At 46.9% G+C, this 23666-nt stretch carries 15 protein-coding genes; 8 read left to right on the top strand and 7 right to left on the bottom strand.

Features of this window, described 5'->3' with window-relative positions; translation table 11 throughout:
• Window positions 1-168: 168 nt before the first annotated feature.
• Entirely contained in the window at window positions 169-1716 is a 1548-nt protein-coding gene (gene purH / locus NIES208_RS12840; protein WP_075893373.1) for a bifunctional phosphoribosylaminoimidazolecarboxamide formyltransferase/IMP cyclohydrolase, read from the bottom strand.
• 210 nt (window positions 1717-1926) lie between these two features.
• On the opposite strand from purH, the gene NIES208_RS12835 reads away from it, so the two are divergent.
• Window positions 1927-2622, top strand: a complete 696-nt coding sequence (locus NIES208_RS12835; RefSeq protein WP_075893371.1) for a Uma2 family endonuclease — start codon at window positions 1927-1929, stop codon at window positions 2620-2622.
• Window positions 2623-2662: 40 nt separating this feature from the next.
• Here the strand turns inward: NIES208_RS12835 and NIES208_RS12830 are convergent, their stop codons facing one another.
• The gene (locus tag NIES208_RS12830) at window positions 2663-10819 is read right to left on the bottom strand and encodes a hybrid fatty acyl-AMP ligase/type I polyketide synthase (RefSeq protein WP_075893369.1); all 8157 of its coding nucleotides are present in this window, start codon (window positions 10817-10819) and stop codon (window positions 2663-2665) included.
• A 196-nt stretch (window positions 10820-11015) separates the two neighbouring features.
• Between NIES208_RS12830 and NIES208_RS19010 the strand changes: the two genes are divergently transcribed.
• Window positions 11016-11162 (top strand): response regulator, encoded by a 147-nt coding sequence (locus NIES208_RS19010; protein ID WP_171971766.1) that lies wholly within the window; start codon window positions 11016-11018, stop codon window positions 11160-11162.
• Between the two features lie 117 nt (window positions 11163-11279).
• Here NIES208_RS19010 and NIES208_RS12825 read toward each other — a convergent pair whose 3' ends face one another.
• The 3 genes from NIES208_RS12825 to ftsH all read right to left on the bottom strand — a co-directional run bounded on the left by NIES208_RS12825 (window position 11280) and on the right by ftsH (window position 14424).
• Window positions 11280-12173: an alpha/beta fold hydrolase gene (locus NIES208_RS12825; RefSeq protein ID WP_075893368.1), complete on the bottom strand. Its 894-nt coding sequence runs from the start codon at window positions 12171-12173 to the stop codon at window positions 11280-11282.
• Between the two features lie 96 nt (window positions 12174-12269).
• Complete coding sequence (gene yidD, locus NIES208_RS12820) at window positions 12270-12512, bottom strand: membrane protein insertion efficiency factor YidD (RefSeq protein WP_075893366.1); 243 nt, start codon at window positions 12510-12512, stop codon at window positions 12270-12272.
• 22 nt (window positions 12513-12534) lie between these two features.
• Window positions 12535-14424 (bottom strand): ATP-dependent zinc metalloprotease FtsH, encoded by a 1890-nt coding sequence (gene ftsH / locus NIES208_RS12815; RefSeq protein ID WP_216349404.1) that lies wholly within the window; start codon window positions 14422-14424, stop codon window positions 12535-12537.
• 762 nt (window positions 14425-15186) lie between these two features.
• On the opposite strand from ftsH, the gene NIES208_RS12810 reads away from it, so the two are divergent.
• Window positions 15187-16857, top strand: a complete 1671-nt coding sequence (locus NIES208_RS12810) for a mechanosensitive ion channel family protein (protein WP_075893362.1) — start codon at window positions 15187-15189, stop codon at window positions 16855-16857.
• Between the two features lie 104 nt (window positions 16858-16961).
• Complete coding sequence (locus NIES208_RS12805; protein WP_075893360.1) at window positions 16962-18185, top strand: DUF3747 domain-containing protein; 1224 nt, start codon at window positions 16962-16964, stop codon at window positions 18183-18185.
• A gap of 183 nt (window positions 18186-18368) precedes the next feature.
• Here NIES208_RS12805 and NIES208_RS12800 read toward each other — a convergent pair whose 3' ends face one another.
• Both NIES208_RS12800 and lipA read right to left on the bottom strand, forming a co-directional pair.
• On the bottom strand, window positions 18369-18878 hold the full coding sequence (locus tag NIES208_RS12800; RefSeq protein WP_075893358.1) for a hypothetical protein: 510 nt from the start codon (window positions 18876-18878) through the stop codon (window positions 18369-18371).
• Between the two features lie 142 nt (window positions 18879-19020).
• The gene (lipA, locus tag NIES208_RS12795) at window positions 19021-19938 is read right to left on the bottom strand and encodes a lipoyl synthase (protein ID WP_075893356.1); all 918 of its coding nucleotides are present in this window, start codon (window positions 19936-19938) and stop codon (window positions 19021-19023) included.
• 193 nt (window positions 19939-20131) lie between these two features.
• Here lipA and NIES208_RS12790 point away from each other — a divergent pair, with 193 nt between their 5' ends.
• From NIES208_RS12790 to NIES208_RS12775, 4 genes are all read left to right on the top strand, one after another.
• Window positions 20132-20686, top strand: a complete 555-nt coding sequence (locus NIES208_RS12790; RefSeq protein WP_075893381.1) for a response regulator — start codon at window positions 20132-20134, stop codon at window positions 20684-20686.
• A gap of 111 nt (window positions 20687-20797) precedes the next feature.
• Window positions 20798-21007 (top strand): hypothetical protein, encoded by a 210-nt coding sequence (locus NIES208_RS12785; protein WP_075893354.1) that lies wholly within the window; start codon window positions 20798-20800, stop codon window positions 21005-21007.
• Window positions 21008-21087: 80 nt separating this feature from the next.
• Entirely contained in the window at window positions 21088-22302 is a 1215-nt protein-coding gene (locus NIES208_RS12780; RefSeq protein ID WP_075893352.1) for an AI-2E family transporter, read from the top strand.
• A 56-nt stretch (window positions 22303-22358) separates the two neighbouring features.
• Window positions 22359-23630 (top strand): efflux RND transporter periplasmic adaptor subunit, encoded by a 1272-nt coding sequence (locus NIES208_RS12775; RefSeq protein WP_075893350.1) that lies wholly within the window; start codon window positions 22359-22361, stop codon window positions 23628-23630.
• Window positions 23631-23666 lie beyond the last annotated feature (36 nt).

Below are 23666 nucleotides of genomic sequence, written 5' to 3'. Positions count from 1 at the left end.
CTTGTCTCCCTTTCTCTAAAGAATGTCAGCTAAATTCTTATCCATAACTGACGTAAATGTAGTGTGTGTTAGCACAGCGTAACGCACATTTAATTAAGAGTATAAACAGAAAAAAGGCGCGTTACATTTCATCAACGCACCCTACAAAAATTTTCTGTTACTTGTGAATTAATGGAGGAAATGGCGGGAACCGGTGAACATCATAATGATGCCCAGTTCATTAGCCGCTTTAATCGAATCCTCATCGCGGATGGAACCACCGGGCTGCACGATCGCCTTAATTCCGACCTCCGCAGCACTACGGACAGAATCATCAAAGGGGAAGAAGGCATCACTGGCTAGATAAGCGCCTTTCGCTTTTTCCCCTGCCTGTTCAAAGGCAATTTTCGCCGCTCCCACACGATTCATTTGACCCGCGCCAACACCCACCGTTGTGCGATCCTTCGATACCAAAATCGCATTAGATTTCACATGCTTACACAGCTTCCAGGCAAAGAATAATTCTTCTAAATCTTCAGGGCTAGGCAATTTTGTTGTGACACATTTCCAGTCTTCGGGCCGCTCGATCTGAATGTCGGCATCCTGCGCTAAAAATCCGCCTGCAATGGCTTTAACCATTTGGGTAGGGCCCGTTAATAAATCAGCCAACGTTAACACCCGTAATTTCTTTTTCTTGGCGATAACTTCCCGCGCTTCAGGCGTACAGTCCGGAGCCACAATACATTCAAGGAAAACCTTACTCATCGCCTCCGCCGTTGCACCATCAAGGGGTTTATTGAGCGCCACAATGCCCCCAAATGCTGAGACTGAATCCGCCGCAAAAGCTTTTTCATAAGCTTCTACGAGCGTATCTGCAACCGCCACACCACAGGGATTTGTGTGCTTGAGGATTGCCACAGCCGGGTCACCATCGGGAAATTCGGCAATAATGCGACGCGCCGCTTCGAGGTCAACGAGATTGTTGTAGCTTAGTTCTTTTCCTTGAAGTTTTTCTGCCGCTGCCCAGCCACTATCCTGAGTGCCAGTTTTGTACCAAGTAGCGCTCTGGTGGGGATTTTCGCCATAACGGAGGGTTTGTACTGCCTGTCCACCCATGCCAAATCGTTTCGGTAAATCAGCTTCTGCATTCACCTGACTTGCAAAGTAACTAGAAATCGCTTGGTCATAGGCACAAGTTAAGGCAAAGGTTTCCCCTGCCATCCGCTGCCGAAACTCGATGGTTGCATTGCCATCATTTGCGCGCAATTCCTCAAGATATTCGTCGTAATAACTAGGATTAGAAATGACTGCCAAACTGCCAAAATTCTTTGCCGCCGCCCGGAGCATGGCAGGGCCACCAATATCAATTTGCTCTACCGCTTCTGGAACGGTGACACCATCTTTGGCAATGGTTTGCTCGAAAGGATAAAGGTTTACGGCAACGAGACTGAGGGGACGAATATCGTTAGCTTCTAAATCTTTGAGGTGTTCAGGGAAATCCTGTCGCGCGAGGATACCGCCATGGATTTTTGGGTGGAGGGTTTTCACACGGCCGCCAAGAATTTCTGGAGAACCTGTATAGTCACTCACTTTCGCCACAGGCACGCCGCCATCTTTGAGAGCCTTTGCTGTGCCGCCACTGCTGATCAGATCGAAGCCAAATTCTTCGACCAGTGCGCGGGCAAATTCAACGATGCCAGTTTTGTCGGAGACGCTCAATAAAGCCAGACGTGCCATTTCCAAATCTTTTCCTGATCACTTAATAAGGGATTAATCATAAGGGATTATGCCCTATGACTCAAACGGTGATATCAGCGCAATTTGACTTGGGTCACGTCGGCGATCGCCCTTTGCTTAGTATTAGGGAAAATGAGTCCTTGGCAGGAAAGCCCATACTCTCCAAAACATCTTCTAAAATAGTCGGTGAAGCAAATTCTAGGGCGGGCAATGGTTCAGCAACTGACTCCCAACCAAACAGGCATTTTTTATCCCGACAGTGACGGACAGCCGATGGCAGACAATACGTTGCAATTCGAGTGGATTGTCACCATTAAAGAAAATCTTGAAATTATCTTTGCCGATCAAGCCGATGTCTTTGTCGCGGGAGATCTCCTCTGGTATCCGATAGAAGGGGATAACAAAACGAGGCGTGCACCCGATGCTATGGTGGTTTTTGGTCGCCCAAAAGGCGATCGCGGTTCCTATAAACAATGGGAGGAAAATAATATTGCGCCACAGGTGGTGTTTGAGATTTTATCGCCGGGTAACACCATCCGGGAAATGGCAGGGAAGTTGGAGTTTTACCAAACCTACGGAGTAGAAGAGTATTACCTATACGATCCCTACACGAAGGATTTGGGGGGATGGCAGAGAATTGGTGATCATTTAACAGTAATCCCTGAGATGGATCAGTGGGTTAGCCCGCGACTCAAGATTAAATTTAAAAGTGCATTGGGGGAAAAGCTAAAAATTTTCCGACCTGATGGCAGTCCTTTTTTAACTTCTGTTGAACTTGATAATGCTAAAAAACAAGCTGAACTAGCTCAGCAGCAAGCTGAATCGGAACGGGATGTCGAGCGGGAACGTGCGGACAGATTGGCAGCAAAGTTGCGAGAGCTGGGTATTGATCCCAATGAGGTTTAGGTTATAGCTCAAACTTGATCGCCCAAATTAATTGCCCAAATTAAAGGTTCGACTCAAGAATTTCGGCGATCGCCGCAGGATTTTCAAAGTGGAGATTATGGCCACCAGCTACCGTTAAGCGTTGGGCATTGGGCATTGCTGCTTGGATAGCGTTTAAATCCTCAGGTCGATTAAATTCGCTTTGATCTCCGTAAATTAAAGTGGTTTTTGCTTGGATATTTTCGAGAAGGGCAAGGTAACGGCGGCGACTAATGCCATTAAATTCGATACCCGCACGGGTTCTCAAAAAAGCATCCCAACGCCACGTGAAACCATCGCTGATTTTTTCGGTGCTACGTTCTACCAATTGCAAAGATAATTCTTCAGACAAAGCGGGAGTCACCTGTCGTAAACGTCGGGCGGCGATCGCCACATCGGGGAAAGTGGGGTGTTCCGGCGGAGTCGCTAAATAGTCAAGGTGAGTGACAAGGTGATCCGCGGTTTCGGCATCGTCAATGTCATTGGGCACAATGGTTTCCACGAGACAGAGATTTTTCACTTGGTCACGACGAATCCCCGCATACATCGCCCCAATAATTGACCCCATGGAATGTCCCACAAGGTGAAAGGGTTGGTCAGTGAGTTCTTTCGCTAGGGCATCCACATCGGCTAGAAAGTCGAGCATACTGTAGGACTGGGCATGGTCAGATTTACCGTGACCCCGCAGATCTGGAGCCACAACCCAATAGCCTTGAGCGGCTAATTTTGGCGCAATGAGTTGCCACGATGCCCCCTGTTCGAGGATGCCGTGCAATAACAGAATGAGAGGTTGATGGCGATCGCCCCATTCACAGAGGCAGTACTCTAAACCCCGCACCGTTACCATTCTTTCGGTCATTGTGGGCAGTTCATTCACTGCTAACTCTTCATTCGGTAACTCGTAATTAAACGTTTGCGCCAGTCGAATTGTTGCTGGATTAAGAGTTTGCGGCAATGTCACTTCACGCCACTTATCAGCTAAGGCTGGATCAATACTTTTGTGTTTGAGGAAATTTGGGTCACCTACGCCCATGGATTGTTGGTGTAAACCGTCCGTGAGGCGATCGCCACTGTAGGGATTTAGCAGAGATTCATCGAAATCAACCCCAAGAAATTCGCAAATTCGAGTGAGAACAACGCGGGGATTTTTAACCAGATCTTCGTAGACGACTTGTAAATATTTATCGTCAGAAAGTTGTTTTCCAAATTGCAAAATATTTTGATTACTGTTTGTCCAAATAGACTCAGCTAAACCATGGGGATTCGCGCTAGTATCGCCCAAAAGTTTATCCATCCGTAAACGACTAAAGGATTCAATCATGGCGTAGGGATGACGCACTAAATGAATATATTTAGCATGCTCAAACAAGATTTCACTATGCTCTAAAGTCTGGCGATCGCTGCCATAACTGGGGGATTTATCAATCAGTAATTTTCCTGAGGCTTTACTTTGTAATGCCGCATAAATATCTTTAATAGAACGATTTTCAATCATCCATTGATCAATGATTTTTTGACTTTCTGCTGCTGTGACATTATCCAGATCCATCACCGCCCGCTGGAGACCTTCGCCGAGGTGAGATAAGCCCAATTCTGCTTGGCGATCGCCCATGGTTTCAAAGGGCAATAAGTGCAGTTCTGGTGGAGAATACAGGGCTGGATGTCCAGCTAACATTACCCGCAATAACGTAGAGCCAGAGCGAGGACTCGACAAAATAAAGGCAATGGGTTTTTCGTTTTTCTTCTCAGGAATATGCCAAGTTTTTGTTGTTTGGCTCGGTAACTCTGTGGGAATTGCTGTTATTTTTTGTTGATAGTTGGGATTGTGGGCTTTTTGAAATTCATCACCCAAATATTTCGCTAAAACCTCTAACTTTGGTCGCTCATAGATTTCGCGGGGATACAACATTAACCGCAAATCTTGCTTTAAATGGGCGATCGCCTCCATCACCATGAGCGAATCCATCCCTAAATCTAGGAGATTATCACTAGGCCGAATTTGACTCGGTTCGAGTTTTAAAATGCGGGCAATAGACTCACGTAAATATTCTGTTAATTGCTGCTGCTGCGCCGGGTGTGGCAAGGTTTGTAATTGCTCAAAAACATTATTTTGGGTGGTCGTTGTCTCGGTTTTATTTAATACTTTATCGAAATAAAAACTGTGGGCGATCGCCGGAAACTGTTGAGCAAGTTGTGACCAATCAGGCTTAAAAATGCCAACATTTATGTGCTGTGCCAAGACATTTTCGAGCGCTTGTAAACCCTGTTCTGGTGCGACAAAAGTCATACCTTGATGCCGCAAAGCCGTTGCCATGCCGTCCGTTGCCCAGGGTCCCCAATTAATATTGAGAGCCGGTAAACCCTGTGCCTGACGATAGCGGGCGATCCCATCTAGAAAGCCATTAGCTGCTGCATAATTTCCTTGGCCGGGAGACCCGATGACCGCAGCTACCGATGAAAAGGTCACAAAGAAATCTAGGGGATTCGCCAAACTGCCATGGTGCAAATTCCGCGTGCCTTGAATCTTTGCCGTAAAAACTTTCGTGAATTTCTCCCATGTTTGCGTTGCGAGCAAACCATCCTCAAGGACACCCGCTGCGTGAAAAATACCACTGATATTGGGATAGCGCTGGAAGAGATGTTGGACATCATGCTCCTTGGCAATGTCGCAGGTGTAGGCGATCGCACTTTTTGGTAAATCCGCCAATATTTCATCAGCAGGGGATAAACTGCGACGGGTCAACAAAATGATTTTTGTCGCGCCCTGTGCGTCGAGCCATTGTGCTAAATGACGACCAATACTACCTAAGCCCCCTGTTATCAGATAGACCGCTTGCGGCTTAATTGTGGGCATGTCAGTTTTCGTCACCGTTTGGGGGGTTAGTTGTGCCCCATACAGTGCACCGTCACGGCAAGCGATTTGTTGAATTTTCGCCTGGGTACAGATGGCCGCGAGATTAGGGATATTTTCGTTGAAATCTAGATCGATAATGCCGCCCCACAATTCTGGATGTTCAAGGGCGATCGCCTTACCCATACCCCATAGAGAATTTTGACTAAAACCTTCAACTTTGTCCCTCTCTAAAACGGCTTGACTATTGCGGGTGAGGAACCAACAGGGAATTTGTCGCTGGATTTTGTGCAAGCTTTGGATTAGTTTTAAAGTCGTATAACAGCTTAACCATTGACTATCTTCAATATTTTCTGCATCGGCGGCGATCGCCCAACCGTGAATAATACCCGCAATTTTTGTGTCAGCTAAGGCGGCAAAAAGTTGATCAAACTGATCGGGATGCACTTCCCAATGTTCCGATGTCTGCGTCAAAGCATCACCGAGATAAACAATTTGTGACTGGGGAAATTGCCCAGCGATGTCTAAGGTCTGGGGGTGGCGATCGCCGAGAACTAACCATGTACCATCACCCTGCTCCATCAGTTCCGGCAGAGCGACTGGCTGCCATTGCACACCATAAAACCAATCGGCAAAATCCGCCTCAACCGTTACCGCATCGAGCCAAGATTTTTTGCTAAACCAATATCGTTGTCGCTGAAAAGGATAGGTCGGTAGATCTGTCAGTTTCTGGGAACCATAGTCCCCTTCCACCGCGCACCAATTAATGTCTAAACCCTGTACATAAAGCTTCCCAAGGCTAGTAAACATTTCCTGCCAATCGTCATTTTTTGGCCGTAAACTCGGTAACCAAAGGGCTTTCACATCCGGCAAACAATGGCGACCCATACTCAGCAGCACAGGTTTCGCGCCGATCTCCAGAAAAACATTCACCCCAGCCGCCGCCAGAGCCTGAATACTCTGGACAAATTTGACCGGCTCCGACACATGACTGACCCAATAGTCCGCTGTGGCGATCGCCGCTCCGATTTTCTGCCCAGTGACATTAGAAATGAGAGGTAAACGGGGTTCATGGAATTGAATTTGCTCAGCCACCTGACGAAAAGCGCCCAACATCGGTGTCATTAATGGTGAATGGAACGCATGGGAAACCTTTAGGGGTTTGGTTTTAATACCTTGGCTTTGCAATTGTGTGAGACTTTTTTCAAGACTAGGGGTTTGCCCAGAGAGCACTAAATGGGAGCCATTTTCTGCCCCTACCGTCAAATTTTCGGATAAATAGGGCAGAATCACAGTCTTATCTGCGAAAACCGCTGCCATGCCACCATTACTAGGTAAATTTTGCATGAGCTTACCCCGCGCCGTAATCAGCTTCATGCCATCTTCTAGGGAAAAGACCCCTGCCAAACAAGCTGCCACATATTCCCCGACGCTGTGACCCATACAAAAATCTGGCGCAACTCCCCACGATAACCACAACTGGGCGATCCCGAATTCCACCGCAAACAATAGTGGCTGCGTGTACATGGTTTGGTTTACAATCTGCGGATCATGGCCGCCGTAGAGCAACTCGATGAGTGTCGGCGCGTCGGGCGAAAAAGACTGCCATAGGCGATCGCACTCATTGAGCACTGACTTAAAGAGTGGCTGAGTCTCGTAAAGCTGTTGACCCATGCCCACATATTGCGACCCTTGCCCGGTAAATAAAAAGGCAATTTTCTTGGGTCTGACTGGCGTTGACGGCCGAGGTGATGCCGTTAATTGTGCGAGTAAATCGGCATGATCTTTGAAAATAATTGACTGACGTTGGTTGAAATGGGAGCGCCCTGTATTTGCCGTCAAACAAAGGTTTTGTAGATCTGCAGCTGGCTGGGCTTGCAGATAGTTTATGTAATTTGCTTGTAATGCCCCTAAAGCTTGTTGATCTTTTGCCGAAAGGGTTAAGAGGTGCCAAGGACGTTTGTTCGATTTCGGTTCAGTAAGGGTAACAGCAGGGCGATCGCCGATAATAATGTGGGCATTCGTCCCACCAAAACCAAAGGAACTGATCCCCGCCAAGCGCGGTTGAGTCGATGGTTGCCAAGGTTGTGCCGCTGCCGGAATGGCGAGCATTTTTTCTAAATCAATGCGGGAATTTAGCTGTTGAAAATGGAGATGCTGGGGAATTTTGCCGTGGTTTAACGACAGAACAACTTTAATGAGTCCTGCAATGCCTGCGGCTGCTTCGAGGTGACCAATATTGGTTTTCACCGAACCCACGATACAAGGCTCTTCGCGAGAGTTCTCACTCTGTTTCAAGACAGATTTAAGGGAATTAATTTCGATCGGATCACCAAGGGGTGTCCCTGTGCCATGGGCTTCTACGTAGTCCAAGTCCGCCGCCGTAATCCCTGCCCGGGCGATCGCCTGTTTAATGACATCCTGTTGTGCGAGACCATTGGGAGCTGTTAAACCATTACTGCGGCCATCTTGATTAATGGCAGACCCATAAATTACCGCCAAAACCGGATCACCGTCCCGTTCTGCATCCGCTAGGGGTTTGAGGATGACAACACCACAACCTTCTCCCCGCACATAGCCATCGGCACTTTCATCAAAAGTTTTACAACGACCAGCACCACTCATCATGCCCGCTTGACTAAAAGTCTGGGTAACATCCGGCGTAAGAATGAGGTTTACTCCGGCGGCGATCGCCCTTTCACATTCCCCATTAATGAGACTTTGGCAAGCCAGATGAACCGCTACCAAAGACGATGAACAGGCCGTATCCACACTAAGAGAAGGCCCCCGCAGATCCAGAAAATAGGACAACCGATTTGCCGCCACACTATGGGCATTGCCCGTTCCCATATAGGCATTGATGGGATTTTTTTCCCGTACCTGAAGCTGGGCATAGTCACTATTACTAATTCCCACAAACACGCCCGTGGGAGAATTTGCGAGATTTTGAGCCGGAATGCCCGCCCGTTCCAATGCTTCCCAACTGACTTCTAGCAGAAGCCGTTGCTGCGGATCCATCTGTTCCGCTTCCCGTGGTGAAATGCCAAAAAAGCTCGGCTCAAACTGGTCGATATGGTTTAAAAAACCACCCCATTCCTCCGAACCCCAGCGATCGCCTAAAGGGCGGATCCCCTCTTGCCCCTGCTCAAGTAGCGACCAAAAGGCCTCTGGATTGTCTGCCTGAGGAAACCGACAACTGAGTCCAATGACCGCAATTTTTGAATGATTTAGTTCTTTTGCCGGTGCAATAGTCACCCGTTGCGTCGCCGTTTCACCCGTAATCAAAAAAGCTGCCAACGATCGAATCGACGGATAATCATAGGCCAATGTCGGCTCCAATTTGCGCTTAAGACGATCTTCTAAATCCGCCGTCACCTGCACCGCCTGCACCGAATCCAAACCATAGCTGGCAAAAGGTTCCAAGACATCAATTTTGTGCGTCTCAATGCCCAACCGCTGCGCAATATTCCCCACCAACCAAGCTTCTAACTCCTGCTGCTGGCGATCGCCTTTCCCTGCCACTGCCACCTCAATATCTGATGTCTGATATCTGATACCTGATACCTGTTCACTGCTCACTGATACCTGTTCACTGCTCACTGATACCTGTTCACTGCCCACCGACCATTGCCCCACTACCGCGAGGGAATGATCTACGAACCCGAGCTTGCAGGCATGGCGACGGATCTTGCCGCTAGAAGTCTTGGGAATACTGCCCGTTTTAATAAAACAAATGGCATAGGGTTGCAGTTGATGCTCCGTGGCGATCGCCCCCCGAATGGCCTGAGCCACTTCCTCCACATTTAAATGGCGCACAAACTTGCGCTCAACCTCCTGCACAATGACAAGCTGTTCAGCACCATCCACTTCAATAGACACCGCCGCCCCTGCCCCCTGCCGTAACGCCGGATGGGCTCGCTCAACCGTCAGTTCAATATCCTGAGGATAATGATTGCGTCCGCGAATAATCAATAGATCCTTTAAACGACCCGTAATATAAAGCTCACCATCCCGCTGAAAACCGAGATCCCCTGTCCGCAGAAAACCCGTTTCCCCATCTACTTGCGCCTGAAATGTTTTTTCAGTTAGTTCATCCTTTTGCCAATAGCCCTTTGCGACACTGCCGCCATGGACCCACACTTCCCCAATGATATTGTCTTCGCACCGTTCTAGGGTTTCAGGATTGACAATCCGTACCGATAAATCCCCAATAATTTGACCACTGCCCACTAGAGTAACCGTCGGTTCTGCGGCGATCGCCTCGCGCACTTGATTTTCTTCAATGGCCTGCTTACTAACCGTAATTTCCTTCGGCAAAGTTTGTGGCTCAGTACCAGAAACCATCAGCGTCGTTTCCGCCATGCCATAACAAGGGTAAAACGCTTTTTTGTTAAAACCCACCTCAGCAAAATGTTGACTAAAACTATCAAGAGTATCACTACGAATCGGTTCAGCCCCGGAAAAGGCCAACTGCCAAGACTCTAGTTTTAAGGTCGACTTTTGTTCATCAGTAATTTGAGCAACACAGAGATCATAGGCAAAATTCGGCGCACCACTCGTCGTTGCCTTATATTTTGTGATGGCCTTAAGCCAACGAAACGGTCTTTGTAAAAAACTGACAGGCGGCATTAATACCTGAAAAATCCCCACATAGATCGGCTGCAAAATTCCACCAATCAAACCCATATCGTGGTAGGGCGGCAACCATGACACAGCACGTACATCTTGGGAATTTTTAAAACCTGTTTGAATAATGTGGGAGTTGTGAAGTAAATTGCGGTGGGCAACCATTACACCCTTTGGATTCCCCGTAGAACCACTGGTGTATTGCAGAAAGGCCAAGTCATCGAGACTAACGTGGGGGTCTTGCCAGACTGCCGCCAACTCTAGGCTCAAATTATCAGTAGCTAAACATTGAAAAGCCGCATTTTCCAGCTCATCAAACTTCGTGGCAATTTTGTCCCGGAGCTCTGCAGTGGTTAAGGCAAATTGTGCTTGGGCATCTTGAATAATGCTGTAAAGCCGCCCGAAAGACCGGTTAGCCCGGGGGGGGTAGGCAGGAACCGCAATCACTCCCGCATAAAGACATCCTAAAAAAGCGCAGATAAACTCCAATCCTGGGGGATAAAGGAGTAAGGCTCGTTCTCCCCGGGCTTGGTATGTCTGGAGATAGGCGGCGATCGCCTGGGCACGGGTATGGAGATCACCATAGGTCAAAGAATCAGTTTCCGCCTCGCCATCAGCTAGGAAAGTGAAAATTGTTTTATCGGGTTGAGACTCAGCCCTGTACTGAAGCAGATCGACGAAACTTGTAAATTGACCAAACATGTACGCCTTAGCAACTCCTGCGAATTGAAATTCTGAACCCCGTATCCTAGCAGTTCGCGCGGATAACATCCGGTTTTACAGCCTAGTTAACCATATTAAACCTTGAGTCACCTGTTCATGGGCAATTCGCGGGAATCATTCCTCCGATTGAGCCTGTGGCGAATGTCCCATCACGTTTAGTGATTGCGTTGAATTTTTGCGTCTATGGGGTTACCAAGCAACAGCAGCAATTCGACAAAATTCACAACGAAATAACGATTCTCCAATCATTGTTGGTCTTACTGCTCGTGCTTTGGGGGGCGATCGCCAGAAATGTTTAGCCGCAGGGATGAATGATTATTGAGCGAAACCAGCTTCGCCAAAGACCGAAAGGCAATATTTTAAGTAAAAGGACATCGTTCATTGCCATGTAGAGAGTCGTTTTTCTTGGCTACCCGTGAAAAAAGTTACTCAAATCCCATTAGGCTTCTTGGGCTGCGAGCCAGCGCATGACCTGTGCATTAACCATGTCTGGTGCTTCATCTTGGGGACAGTGACCCGCTCCTTCGAGGCGCATAAACTCAATTTCAGGGTACTGCTCCACCATTTTTTGACCGAGGGCGATCGGCTCCCACGGATCTTCTGTGCCCCACATCACGACTGCCGGGCAGGGCAGTAACGGCAACAAATCATCTGGGAGCGCCCCTTGGGAATAACTGATAAAAGCAAGGAAAACATCGACTGCTCCTTTGTCTTTCGCTGGAGTTAGGAGGATATCGATCAGTTCGTCAGTGATGGCAGATTGATCATTGTAGGCCTGGGACAAAACGTTCCGAATGGCTTGCGGGCGGGCAATTTGTCGGAAAAAAAGTTTACCCAAGGGTGTGCCTGTAAGAATTTTTTGGAAGACAGGTACGCCCCAACGCTGATAAAAAGGAGATTTTGCTAAATTTCGTTCGTGGAAAAGGCGCAGGGAAAAATTCAGAGAGACAACACCTTTAACCCATTGCGGATAGGTGACGGCTGTTTGCATGGCGGCAACACAACCAATGGAATTGGCAATAAGAAAAGCTGGTTCGCCAATAACTTCTTCGCAGAATGCTTGGATTTGCGCTGCCCAAGTGTCGAAGGTGTAGTCTGCTTCTGTGTAGGGCGCTGGTTTGGCGGATTTGCCGAAACCCAATAAGTCAATGGCAAAGCAGCGGTAATGTTCGCCTAAAACGGGTAGGTTCTTGCGCCAATGTCCGACGGATGCACCGAAGCCGTGAATCATGACGACGGGCGTACCTTGGTTGCCACAAGAGCGATAGTTGATGTTAAAGCCTCGCCATTGCCATGTTTTGTCGGTTGTTACTTCTGTCGCAGTGATGGTCATAGCGGCGCTGGATAGTTAAAAATATCTAAGGAATTTTGTTCGTTGTTTGGTTATAGGGCGATCGCCCCCAAAAAAACAAGGCAACTTCGGTAAATTTTAGTCGGGTGACTGGTGATGCTCACAACAATTATGGGGCACTGGGTCATAGCCACCCTCGGCAAAGGGATGGCAGCGTAAAATGCGCTTCATCGCTAACCAGCCACCACGCCAAACACCGTACAACTCAACCGCATCCAAGGCATATTGGGAGCAGGTGGGCTGAAACCGGCAACTTGGCGGCAATAGCGGTGAAATTAGCACACGATAGCCGTGAATGAGACCCAGTGCAATTTTTTTCATGGGAGATTTTTCTGTGAATCAATTAGGAGGCGATCGCCTGTTTTTCCAGAACTACCTTTGAATTAGTTGCCTCAGCGACGATGCGACGGAATTCGTCACCCTCAATAGTTTCCTGCTCAATGAGCTGATCGACAATTTTGTCGAGGAGGTTGCGATTTTCTCGGATAATTTGCTTCGCATTTTCGTAGGCTTCAAAAACAATTTTGCGAATTTCCTCGTCGATCGCCCCAGCAATTTTTTCGGAATAATCAGGTCGTTGGGTTGTCCAGTCATTGCGTAGAAAAACCTCACCAGTATTACCCTCTAGGGCAAATTGACCCAGCTCAGACATCCCCAGTTTGGTTACCATACGCCGCGCTAACTTAGTCACCTGCTGGATATCTTGGCTAGCACCGTTCGTTACCTCATCCGCCCCGAAAATCACATCTTCCGCAGCACGGCCACCCAACGCTGACTCGATGACGGCCAAAATCTGCTTACGGCTCTCTAAACCCAATTCCTCATCGGGCAAATACCAAGCAGTTCCGAGAGTACGTCCCCGGGGAATCAGCGTCACCTTTGCCAGTGGATCATGGTTCGGATTAAGAGTTGCGATGAGAGCATGACCGACTTCGTGATAGGCAACTAAGCGTTTTTTCTTACTGTCGGCAACGGGATTCCCTTCCATCCCCACAATCACGCGGTCGATCGCCTCATTAATTTCTGGCATGGAAATGGTTTCTTTGCGACGACGGACTGCCAGAATTGCCGCTTCATTTAATAAATTTGCCAAATCTGCGCCAGAGAAACCCGGTGTACGGCGGGAAACAACCTTGAGATCGATATTGTCATCAACCTTTTTGTCGCGGGCATGAACCTCAAGAATTGCCAAACGACCATTGTGATCGGGGTAATCCACCGTTACTTGACGATCAAAGCGACCGGGGCGTAGAAGCGCTTTATCCAAGACATCAGGACGGTTTGTCGCGGCAATCACGATTACGCCAGAGTTGGTTTCAAAACCATCCATTTCTGTCAGGAGCTGGTTTAAGGTCTGTTCGCGCTCATCGTTGCCACCGCCAATGCCCGCACCCCGCTGGCGACCAACGGCATCAATTTCATCGATAAACACCAAACAAGGGGCGTTTTCTTGGGCTTTTCGGAATAAGTCTCGTACCCGTGATGCACCAACGCCGACAAACATTTCGACAAATTCGGAGCCAGAAATACTGAAAAATGGCACGCCTGCCTCTCCGGCGATCGCCTTAGCGAGGAGCGTTTTACCCGTACCGGGAGGGCCAATCAGGAGCATGCCGCGGGGAATCGTTGCACCGATCGCCGTAAATTTATTGGGTTCTTTGAGGAAAGTCACCACTTCGGTCAGCTCTTCCTTGGCCTCCTCAACCCCTGCCACATCGTCAAACATGACACCCGTATCCGCTTCCATCTGAAATCTTGCCCGAGATTTGCCGAAACTCATGGCATTATTTTGGGCATTCGCAGAACGACGGATAATCATCGCCAGACCACCCACCAGCACAAAGATTAAAAGTAAATTAGTAAAAAGGGCGATCGCCACCGAATTATCTTGGGAGGGTACTACCTCAAAATCAACGTTGTTGTCCTTGAGCGCGTCTAATAGTTCTTGATTATTATTGAGCAGTTGAATTGTTTCTGCCTCTTCTTCTGTTTGACCCTTCAGCGTCACCGTCGCTGTATTTGTCTCCGGATCAAGCACAAATTTTTCCACCCGCTCTCGCTCTACCTTGCCGAGCAACTCACCATAGGTTAAACCCTGTTCTTCTTCCGTATTTTGGGCGATCGCCGGTGCACCGAGCAGAAGAGCCTGACCTAAAAGTAGTCCGAGCATACTAGCCCGCCACTTAAACCGTCGAGAACGATTAGATTGGCCTTGCTTAAAGGTAAAGGACATGTATCTCTTCATAGGGCACAAACAGAGCAACGATATATTTCCCACCATTGTAGAGTTTTCATTTAGAAATAGGAATCCAAACCGACAGATACTATCCATTTATCTTTCCAGATAGACTCTTTTGTATCAGTAATTAACTTATTTCGAATTATTTTGAAAGCTTTTCAAACTTTTTTTCGAGCGTAATATCAAAAAGATAAATCGTTGGCTTTAGATTAAAGGTGCTGAGTATTTCGCTATTTTATTGATTTTCTGTAGCCCGTGCTCATGGTGAAACATCACCTGAGGTCATCTATCTTGTTCGGCTAGCTCTGTTTGAACATTAATATAGTTCCAATATAGTGCCGTTTCCAATGGCGATATGTTCTCAGATTCATGAGGAGCAGGTTGCTCCATTTCGGGGATATTAACCTCATTCCCTTCATTTAGTCGCAGGGAATATTAAGAACAAAGTTTTTGATGTTTTTGACATTGACACACCGAGCAAGCAATTTCTGCATAATGAAAAACATGCAGAAAAATTCTATATTCGCAAGCGCTTAGGTCTGTTCGGATAAATGCAATTTTGTAGAGAACTGTTACAATTTTGTAGCATCAAACCATAGATAAAAGCTTAATTTGGCTTTAGTTTAGTAAACTTTTTAATATCAAATATTTCCTATGGAGTTTAAGAGAAATTACAAGGCATATTCAATGGCAAAGAAGTGATTTTCTATAAATTAAAATTAAATGATTAGGACTGATTATTAAAATAAGAGAAATATGGCAGACTTTCTTGATTATCTTCAGCCTTTAGGCATTGATATTCTCACCCTTATCGTGCAAATAGTTGTATTTTTGGCAATTATTTTCATTATTCGCTGCGTTGTTTTAAACACCTTAGAACGATTATCCCAGTGGTTCCATCCCCGGTCTGAATTTAATCCTTTAGGGATTACAAAGGTGGTATTCCAAAAGGGTTTAAGTATTATTGTCTTTGTCGGTATTGGCTTTGTTTTTATTGTCAATGTTTATTTGTTATACACTGGTGAGTCTGTATTTTTATATATGAAGGAATTGGTTTCTGGTGTGCCTAGAGATCAGTGGCAATCCTTCGGTATTGGCATTATAAAAAGCATACTTTTGTTGTTGTTAACGGCTTTGATTGTTGCTTCGTTACGTCCTTGGTCAAGGCGGCTGGGCGATCGCCTCAAAAGTTGGCAAGAAAATGAGGCTAATGCCGATAGTATTAAAAAGTTTTTGTGGGCGACAGAGCTTAGTTTAGAGACGGGGTTATGGTTACTGGCGCTAGTACTTTGCCTTGAATTTTTGTTTTTGCCAGAGGCAGTCATTTCCTATTTTTACTTTGCCTTAGAGTGTTATTTGTTGGTTTGTTTTGGGGCAATTTGTGTCTATGGTATTTTTGCCCTAATCGATACCCTAGATGTTTCAGCTGATGATTTTATCTTAGATCACCCAAAATCACTATTTCGCTTTTATCCGCGTTTCCGTTATCTCATCGGTCTCACGAAACGTTGTTTTGAATATGCTGTCTATGTGGCGATCGCCGGACTGATTTGTGTACAACTGCCGTGGGTGAAACCCCTTGCTATTTACGCTGTCACAATTAATCAAATTATTGCCATCATTTTAGCAACAGGCATCAGCATAGAACTGGCAAACATCACCATTGAAGGCTTTTTATTACGTGCCCGTAATCTTGACCCCTTCCAGCGTCGCCGTCGTCTTACCTTCGTTCCCCTCATTCAAAATACAGTCCGTTATCTGATTTATTTCGGTTCGGGTGTTGCCGTCCTTCATATCTTTAATATTGACCCAACCCCTGTCCTTGCTGGTGCTGGTATTGTCGGTTTAGCCGTTGGTTTAGGCGCACAAAATCTTATTAATGACCTTGTTAATGGCTTCACAATTTTGCTGCAAAACTACTATTTAGTGGGGGATTTTGTGGAAACCGATACGGCAGCCGGGGTGGTGGAGGCGATGGATCTACGGGTCACACGTTTCCGATCGCCGGAGGGACGATTACACATTGTGCGCAATGGCGATATCAAAACCATTGTGAATTATTCCAAGGAGTATGTTTACGCCGTGGTTCATGTGGGCGTTGATTATGACTCGAATTTAGACCATGTTTATGGTGTGCTGGAGGATGTCGGCAAGCAAGTGAAGGAGCTACATCCGGATGTTTTAGAGCCGACTTGCATTGATGGCCTAGACAATTTCTCTGAGTCAGAACTCACGATTCGCACCTCAACAAAGGTCAAACCGGGAAAACATTTACCTGTGCAGCGCTTGGTTCGGAAGCTGATTAAAGAAGCCTTTGACCGGGAAAATGTGGAGATTCCCTTTGCGCGGCGAGTCCTGATCCTCAAAAATCAAACCACAGAGGATCAGGCCAATATCAAAAAGCTGACGGATGAATTGGAGGATTAGTTGCAAAATCAGACAATTGTAAAACTGTCATGCATAAATGGCTCAAAATCGCTTTAATCCAGTCTAATAAGAGCAGTGAATAACTCAGGAAGGATAAACAAAAGATGTTTAAAACTGCTCTACCTCTCAAATGTTTGGCGATCGCCGCAACCACAATTGCGACAACCTTTGCGCCACTCCAAAGTGTGCAGTCCCAAAGTATTTTTGGAGAAGACCCCATCGATCAAAACCAAATGGTTGCCGTCGCTGTCCCCCTGAGATCCGGCAACTTCAACCTACTCGTGATCGAGCAATTCAAAGACAAACGCGCCTGCTGGGCAGAATCCGGTAACGCTCCGACGACCATTGACCCTCTCCTGCTCAATTTCGCGTTTACCAGCGATTGTCGCCGTAGTACCGACAGTAATGGTTATTCCATGCGTATCGATGGCGAAGACTTCGGCACCAAATATTTACTCCAAATTAAGCGATTTGAAGATAAAGCCCGGCTCATTGCGACTCCTAGCGATCGTTCCAAACCAGAAATCCTCATTGGCCAAACTAATGGTATCGCCGATGACTACCTAAAAATTGACCTGCTCCCCGGCTGGGAATTTACCCGCCGCACCTACGAAAATAAGCCCCTTGGACATTTCTACTTCTCCTCTGATGGCTCTCAAGTTGTCACCTTAGAATCTGGCGTGACTGAAGAACCTGTCGTCGTTACTCCCCCCGTGGATAACACACCTGATGTTGCAGCTTCTCGCTTTACTGATATCGGCGGTGATATTTATCGCAGTGAAATCGAACAAGCGGTTAATGTTGGCTTTATTGCTGGTTTTAATGACAATACCTTCCGTCCCACTGAATCCCTCACCCGTGAGCAGCTTGTTTCGATGGCGATTGAAAGCTTAAAGGTTATTCCGGAAAGCAACATTCAAGTCCCCAATCAAGCTGGTTCTTTCCCTGATGTGGCTGCAAACCGTTGGAGCGCCGGCAAAATCGCTTGGGCACAACAGAACAATATTGTTAGCGGCTACAGAGATGGCACTTTCCGTCCGACTCAACAAGTCACCCGTGCAGAACTGATGGCGATTCTCCGTCGGACAGCGGAATATGCCCAAAGTATTCAGGGTAAAGGTACGACCCTTCCCACGCGTAATAGTGCCTTCTCTTTTGTTGATTTGAATGGCCACTGGGCTGGTGACTTGACAAAGCAAATGTCTGCGTACTGTAATGCGGCAACGCCTTTCCAAGAGAGCGGCAATCGCTTCTTACCAGATACGCCATCTCAACGTAATTATGCTGCTGCTGCTACTTTACGAACTATTCGTTGTGCGGTTCAGTAAATAAACTTGGTAGGGGTTTAACATGTTAAACCCTTGCTAAATCAAGGTCTTAAGAGTGAAAGAATACTTGGTTTTTATCTGAAGTAACTGTAAAAAAAATCGGGATGCTGTCTATTGCAACATCTCGATTTCTTAATTCTGACAAGTAAGTGTTTGTTTATCGGCTAAACGAGGGTCTAAGGTTTAGGCGATCGCACAATTACGCTTGTAGCACCAGCGCCAGAGGGTAATACCTAAGACAAATTTAGTGATTTCCATCGCCCAATAACAACCGTGGAGCCAAACCATGGCTGCTGGCATTGTTGGAGTTACGGTCAATGCTTCCATTTCTAGTCCCCAGCCGCTAAGTTGCGGTGTCAAAATGTAGGTATAGAGCAGGGCAATATTAAGTAAAACACTGGCCATCACCAATGCACTTAAACTGAGGCGATCGCCGAAACGATTTTGATTTTTAAAAATGACAAATCCTGCCAAGATAATAGCGGCACAGACGAGCTCAAGACGGTTAAATACACCGAATAAGACATAGCCCGCACTAATAAAACCTGTGTCTGCCATCATGCCTGTGGAAAAGAGAACGGGCACAATGACAGCATCGAGTAAGAAAGATGCACTAAGCCAAAAACCTAGGGCAGCCATCACCACAATATTCCAATCAATGGATAATACTGGGCGTTTAATTGAGGTATTCATTTCCAATTTCTACGACCATTTAAAACCTTTACATTTCTAGCTTAGGATTTTCGGCCGGGACAAAACTCGAAACCCGCCAGAATCATATTGTCTGGCAACATTCCTTGATGAAACGCAATATTCTTGGGATGGTTTTGAGAGACTATTTTTTGCCGAGATTTTCTGACTCGCCAGCATGATAGGAACTGCGTACTAACGGCCCCGAACGAACGTGATTAAAGCCCATCTCGCGGGCGATCGCCCCTAATTCCTCAAATTCAGCCGGAGTCCAATATTTTTGCACGGGTAAATGGGCAAGGGAAGGCCGGAGATATTGACCGAGGGTGAGGCGATCGCAATTAATTTCCCGCAAATCTTGCATTGCCTCGATAATTTCATCTTTTGTTTCGCCGTGACCGAGCATTAAACCTGATTTGGTGGGAATCGCTGCATTAAATTCTTTAACGAGCTCTAAAACCCGCAGCGATCGCCGATATTTTGCCCCACGTCGGACTTTATCCTGTAGACGTTTGACCGTTTCAATATTGTGATTAAAACAAGCCGGTTGGGCTGTAACGACCGTTTGAACCCGCTCCCGTTGACTGACCGCGCCCCCCTTGCCACTCCAAAAATCAGGCGTTAAAACCTCAATTTGGGTCTGGGGATTTTCCTCACGAATAGCCGTCATTACTCGCACAAACCAGTCTGCTCCGCCATCTGCTAAATCATCCCGTGCCACCGATGTGAGCACAACATAATTCAATCCCAGCAACCGCACCGATTCAGCAACCTTTGTCGGTTCCTCAGGGTCGAGGGGCATCGGCTCATGACCTTTATCCACTTGGCAGAAAGCACAGGCGCGGGTGCAGGTGGGTCCCATCAACAGAAACGTTGCCGTTTTATTGGCGTAGCATTCACCCCTGTTTGGGCATTTTCCCTCTTCGCAAATGGTATGGATACCTCGCTGTTTGATGATGCGCTGTACCGTTGAAATTTCGCTAGCCTTACCAAGGGGGGCTTTAACCCATTTTGGCAAAGGTTGAGTCGGTAAGGGAGAAGGGCGATCGCCGAAAGTAGTCATTAAACTTTTTTAAGGAAAAAATACACTGGAACGGTTTGAGATTTTTTCTGGATTTTTAAAATTAGCTTACACTGTGTATGTTGAGCGTCAGGCTTATGTTAAACATAAAACATGGTCTCGTCTTTACACTTTCCGCCGAAGGAATTAATAGAGTAAAGATATCTAATCTGCCATTCTTTTTGTGAAGGAGTGTATTGTGGCCCACAAAATCCTTGTGATCGACGATAGCAAAGTCATCCGCATGCGGGTGAAAGACATGTTGCCCGATGGTAATTTTGAAGTGATTGAGGCGAAAAATGGCCTTGAAGGCTTTAATCTCATTAATACCGAGCAGCCAAATTTAATTATGCTGGACTTTCTACTGCCGAAAATGAGCGGCTGGGAAGTCTACCAAGAGATTCAAAAGCGTCCAGAACTGAAGGTCATTCCCTTAGTTCTGATGTCTGGGCGTAAGGAAGAAGTCACAGAGAAGTTGACGGAACCCTTTGAACTATTTTCGTTCATCGAAAAACCCTTTGATCAGAAACAACTCATCGATGCCATTAAAGATGCCATGGCGAAGGCGCGTAAGCATCCTAAGGTTGTGGCACCGCCGGCTCAAGATGTTTCTGGTGATCTGAGTGGTGGTGGTGCTGCCAACGATGTTGCAGCGCTGCAGAAGCGTATTGATCGTCTCGAAAGTGAGGTTGAAACCCTTAAAAAACAGATGAGCCAGTTAGTCAGCTTTATTAAGCAAAAGCTAAAGTAATTAGGCTATGCATGGCGCGTTTTCGTTATTTTGATTCAGGGTGGGCGATCGCCCTACATCTACAATTTTTTTTGATGGTTGTATATTTTTCTAGGATTCTATCGAAGGTTCATGGCAGAACAACTTAATGTGCTTCTCAAGATTGTTGCCCTTTCGGCCATCGGTTCTGCAATCATCAAATATGGTGTTCCTTTTAGTTTTAAAATCCAAACAATTTCACCGTCTCAGTCAGGGGCATTAGTCGCTATTTTACTGCCGGCCATCGTTTTAGCCGGTTTGCTATGGTGGCGATCGCAACAGGATTCTTCCTCCGTAAACTAATCTTGCATCACCTCAAGTTTCCGAGATTAGCCGTTGCATAATCAGAACAAAGATCGCTTATCGCTGGGAGTCCAAACAACGTGAATTTTCGCAAATGGAGTGGCTTTATTGTCTTCCTCGGGTCCCTCTACATTTTGTGGCAACTCCGGGAATTTCTATTACTGCTGCTCACTGCGGTTATTTTGGCCAACGCCCTGAATGTACTGGTCGTCAAACTCCAAAATCTCAGCACCGCCCTCGCTAAAAAATTTAAGCAGCCCCGTCTTTGCCTTGGGCGACCCTATGCCGTTGTAGTGTCATTACTGCTAGTGGGCTTTACTATTTGGCTGGCATTTACCATCGTTGTGCCCCCATTTATTGAGCAAGTCCAGTTACTCTTCGAAAAATTAAATTCTGGTTTATACCAACTGGATGATTGGGTTGAAGTCCGACTCGTGCAAATTGAGCAAAATTTAAATGTGGAAATTAGCCAGCAAATTCCGGATTTAAGTGGCTTAATTGATCAAATTCCAACTTTATTTAATGAGCTATTGAGTCGGGGTTGGACATTTTTTTCCGATACCCTAAAAGTGCTGCTCAATCTATTGCTGCTGCTGGTGCTGACGCTGATGTTCCTTGCGGATCCACAACCCTACCGCCGTGGTTTTATTCGATTATTTCCCTCGTTTTATCGCCGCCGCATTGATGAAATCTTGACCCTGTGCGCTGTTGATTTGCGGGGTTGGGTCGCGGGCATTATGTTCAATATGCTTTGTATTGGCATTTGTAGTTTCCTTGGCCTCTCGCTATTGGGGTTATCCTTGGCCTTGCCCCAAGCGATTTTGGCTGGGCTGCTCACGTTTATTCCGAATATTGGCCCCGCTTTGAGTGTGATTCCGCCGATTATGATTGCCCTCCTTGAAGAGCCGTGGAAGGTTTGGGCTGTGATTATTTTGTATTTTGGTATTCAGCAGATCGAGGGTAATTTACTCACGCCTTTGGTCATGTCGAGGCAGGTTTCTCTATTGCCGGCGATTACTTTGCTTGCTCAGGTTTTGTTTGCTGTCTCGCTCCAGTTGGGATTTTTGGGTTTATTTTTGGCGCTACCTTTGACTGTGATTGCTCAGGTGCTGGTGAGGGAAATTTTGGTGAAAGATATTCTTGATCCTTGGCAGGAAATTCATGATTTGCCGCCGCAAAATACTTCTGTGGTAATGGAAACGGCGTATGTTGTCACGGAATCGGAGACTCCGGTGGAGACGGCAGAGTCTAATCGGCCGCAGCCGGGGGAAACTTTACCACCGAGCGATACCTGAATCTGAAAGTTTATGTCACTCTAGATAAGGTGAAAATGTTCTGTTGGGGAAGTCCTGTGGGTTATCGAGTTAGCCAGTGGCGATCGCCTTTTTTCTGGTCTACGGCAATTGGTGTGGGGCTGGTCGGCATTGTGAGTTGTGGTCAGCCGCCGCAGCAGCAGGGACAAGCACCTATGGGTGTGCCTGTCCAAATGGAATCGATTCAAGAGGATATTATCCAAACCACAACGGAATATGTGGGGGTGCTTGAGGCGGATGATCTAGTCACGCTAAAGCCGGAAGTGGATGGTGTTGTCCAAAGTATTTTGATCCAAGAAGGGGATTTTATTGAGGCGGGCACGCCCATTGTGCAGCTCAAGGCGGAACGGGATCAGGCCTCGTTACGACAGGCGATCGCCAGTGTCGAAGCCTCTAGGGCAGCCAAGCTTAGTGCCGAGGCCGAATTAAGTGCGATCAGGGCAGAAAAAATCGAGGCAGAAGCGGATCTGAAATTACGACAGCAGGATCTCGTGCGCATTAAAGAATTAGTAGATACCGGAGCCTTGGCGGAGCGGGAGCTGGATCAAAGTCAACGGGATGTCGCCGTTGCCCAAGCCCGTATCGATACAATTCAGCAACGGATTGCCGCCGCGGCGGCGAATATTAATCAAGCCCAAGCAACCTTGGTTCAAAATAATAACTCGGTGGCGATCGCCTCAGAAGAGCTACAGGATACCAGTATTATTGCCCCCGTATCCGGCAGAGTTGGAGACTTAAGCATCAAACAAGGAGATTATGTCGAACGGGCGGAAACATTAGGCACAATTACCCAAAACCAAAGTCTCAATCTCAACTTTTTCGTCCCCATCGAGCAAGCACCGCGGCTAAATCTCAATCTTCCCGTAGAGCTCATTGACTATCGCACCCTCGAAACCGTTGGTACTGGGCGGGTGAGTTTTATTTCACCAGAGGTTGATTTTACGTCCCAAACCATCCTGGCAAAGGCGAGTTTTGATAATCCCGAAGGCCGCTTATTTACAGGACAGCTGGTGAAGGCCAAGGTGATTTGGCGGCAAAATATCGGCGTTTCTGTGCCCGTCACCGCAATTTCGCGCATTGGCGGGGAGACGTTTGTTTTTGTTGCCCAATCAAATCCTGAGGCTCAAGATGAATCTGCCCCGGCCATGGTCGCGGTACAAAAACCTGTCAAACTCGGCAAAATCGAAGGCGATCGCTATGAAGTGATTGAAGGGATCAGTCTAGGAGATAAAGTAATTACGACGGGCATTTTAAACCTGAATGACGGTGTACCCATTACGCCGGTAGATGACAGTGACATGGCCTCTTAAATCTGTAATCTGTGCTTCGGCCATGGAGATTAAAGA

This window comes from [Limnothrix rosea] IAM M-220 (genome assembly GCF_001904615.1).
GTDB lineage: Bacteria > Cyanobacteriota > Cyanobacteriia > Cyanobacteriales > MRBY01 > MRBY01.
Note: the sequence above shows the minus strand (reverse complement) of the source record. Positions and strands in the feature narration are given on the sequence as shown.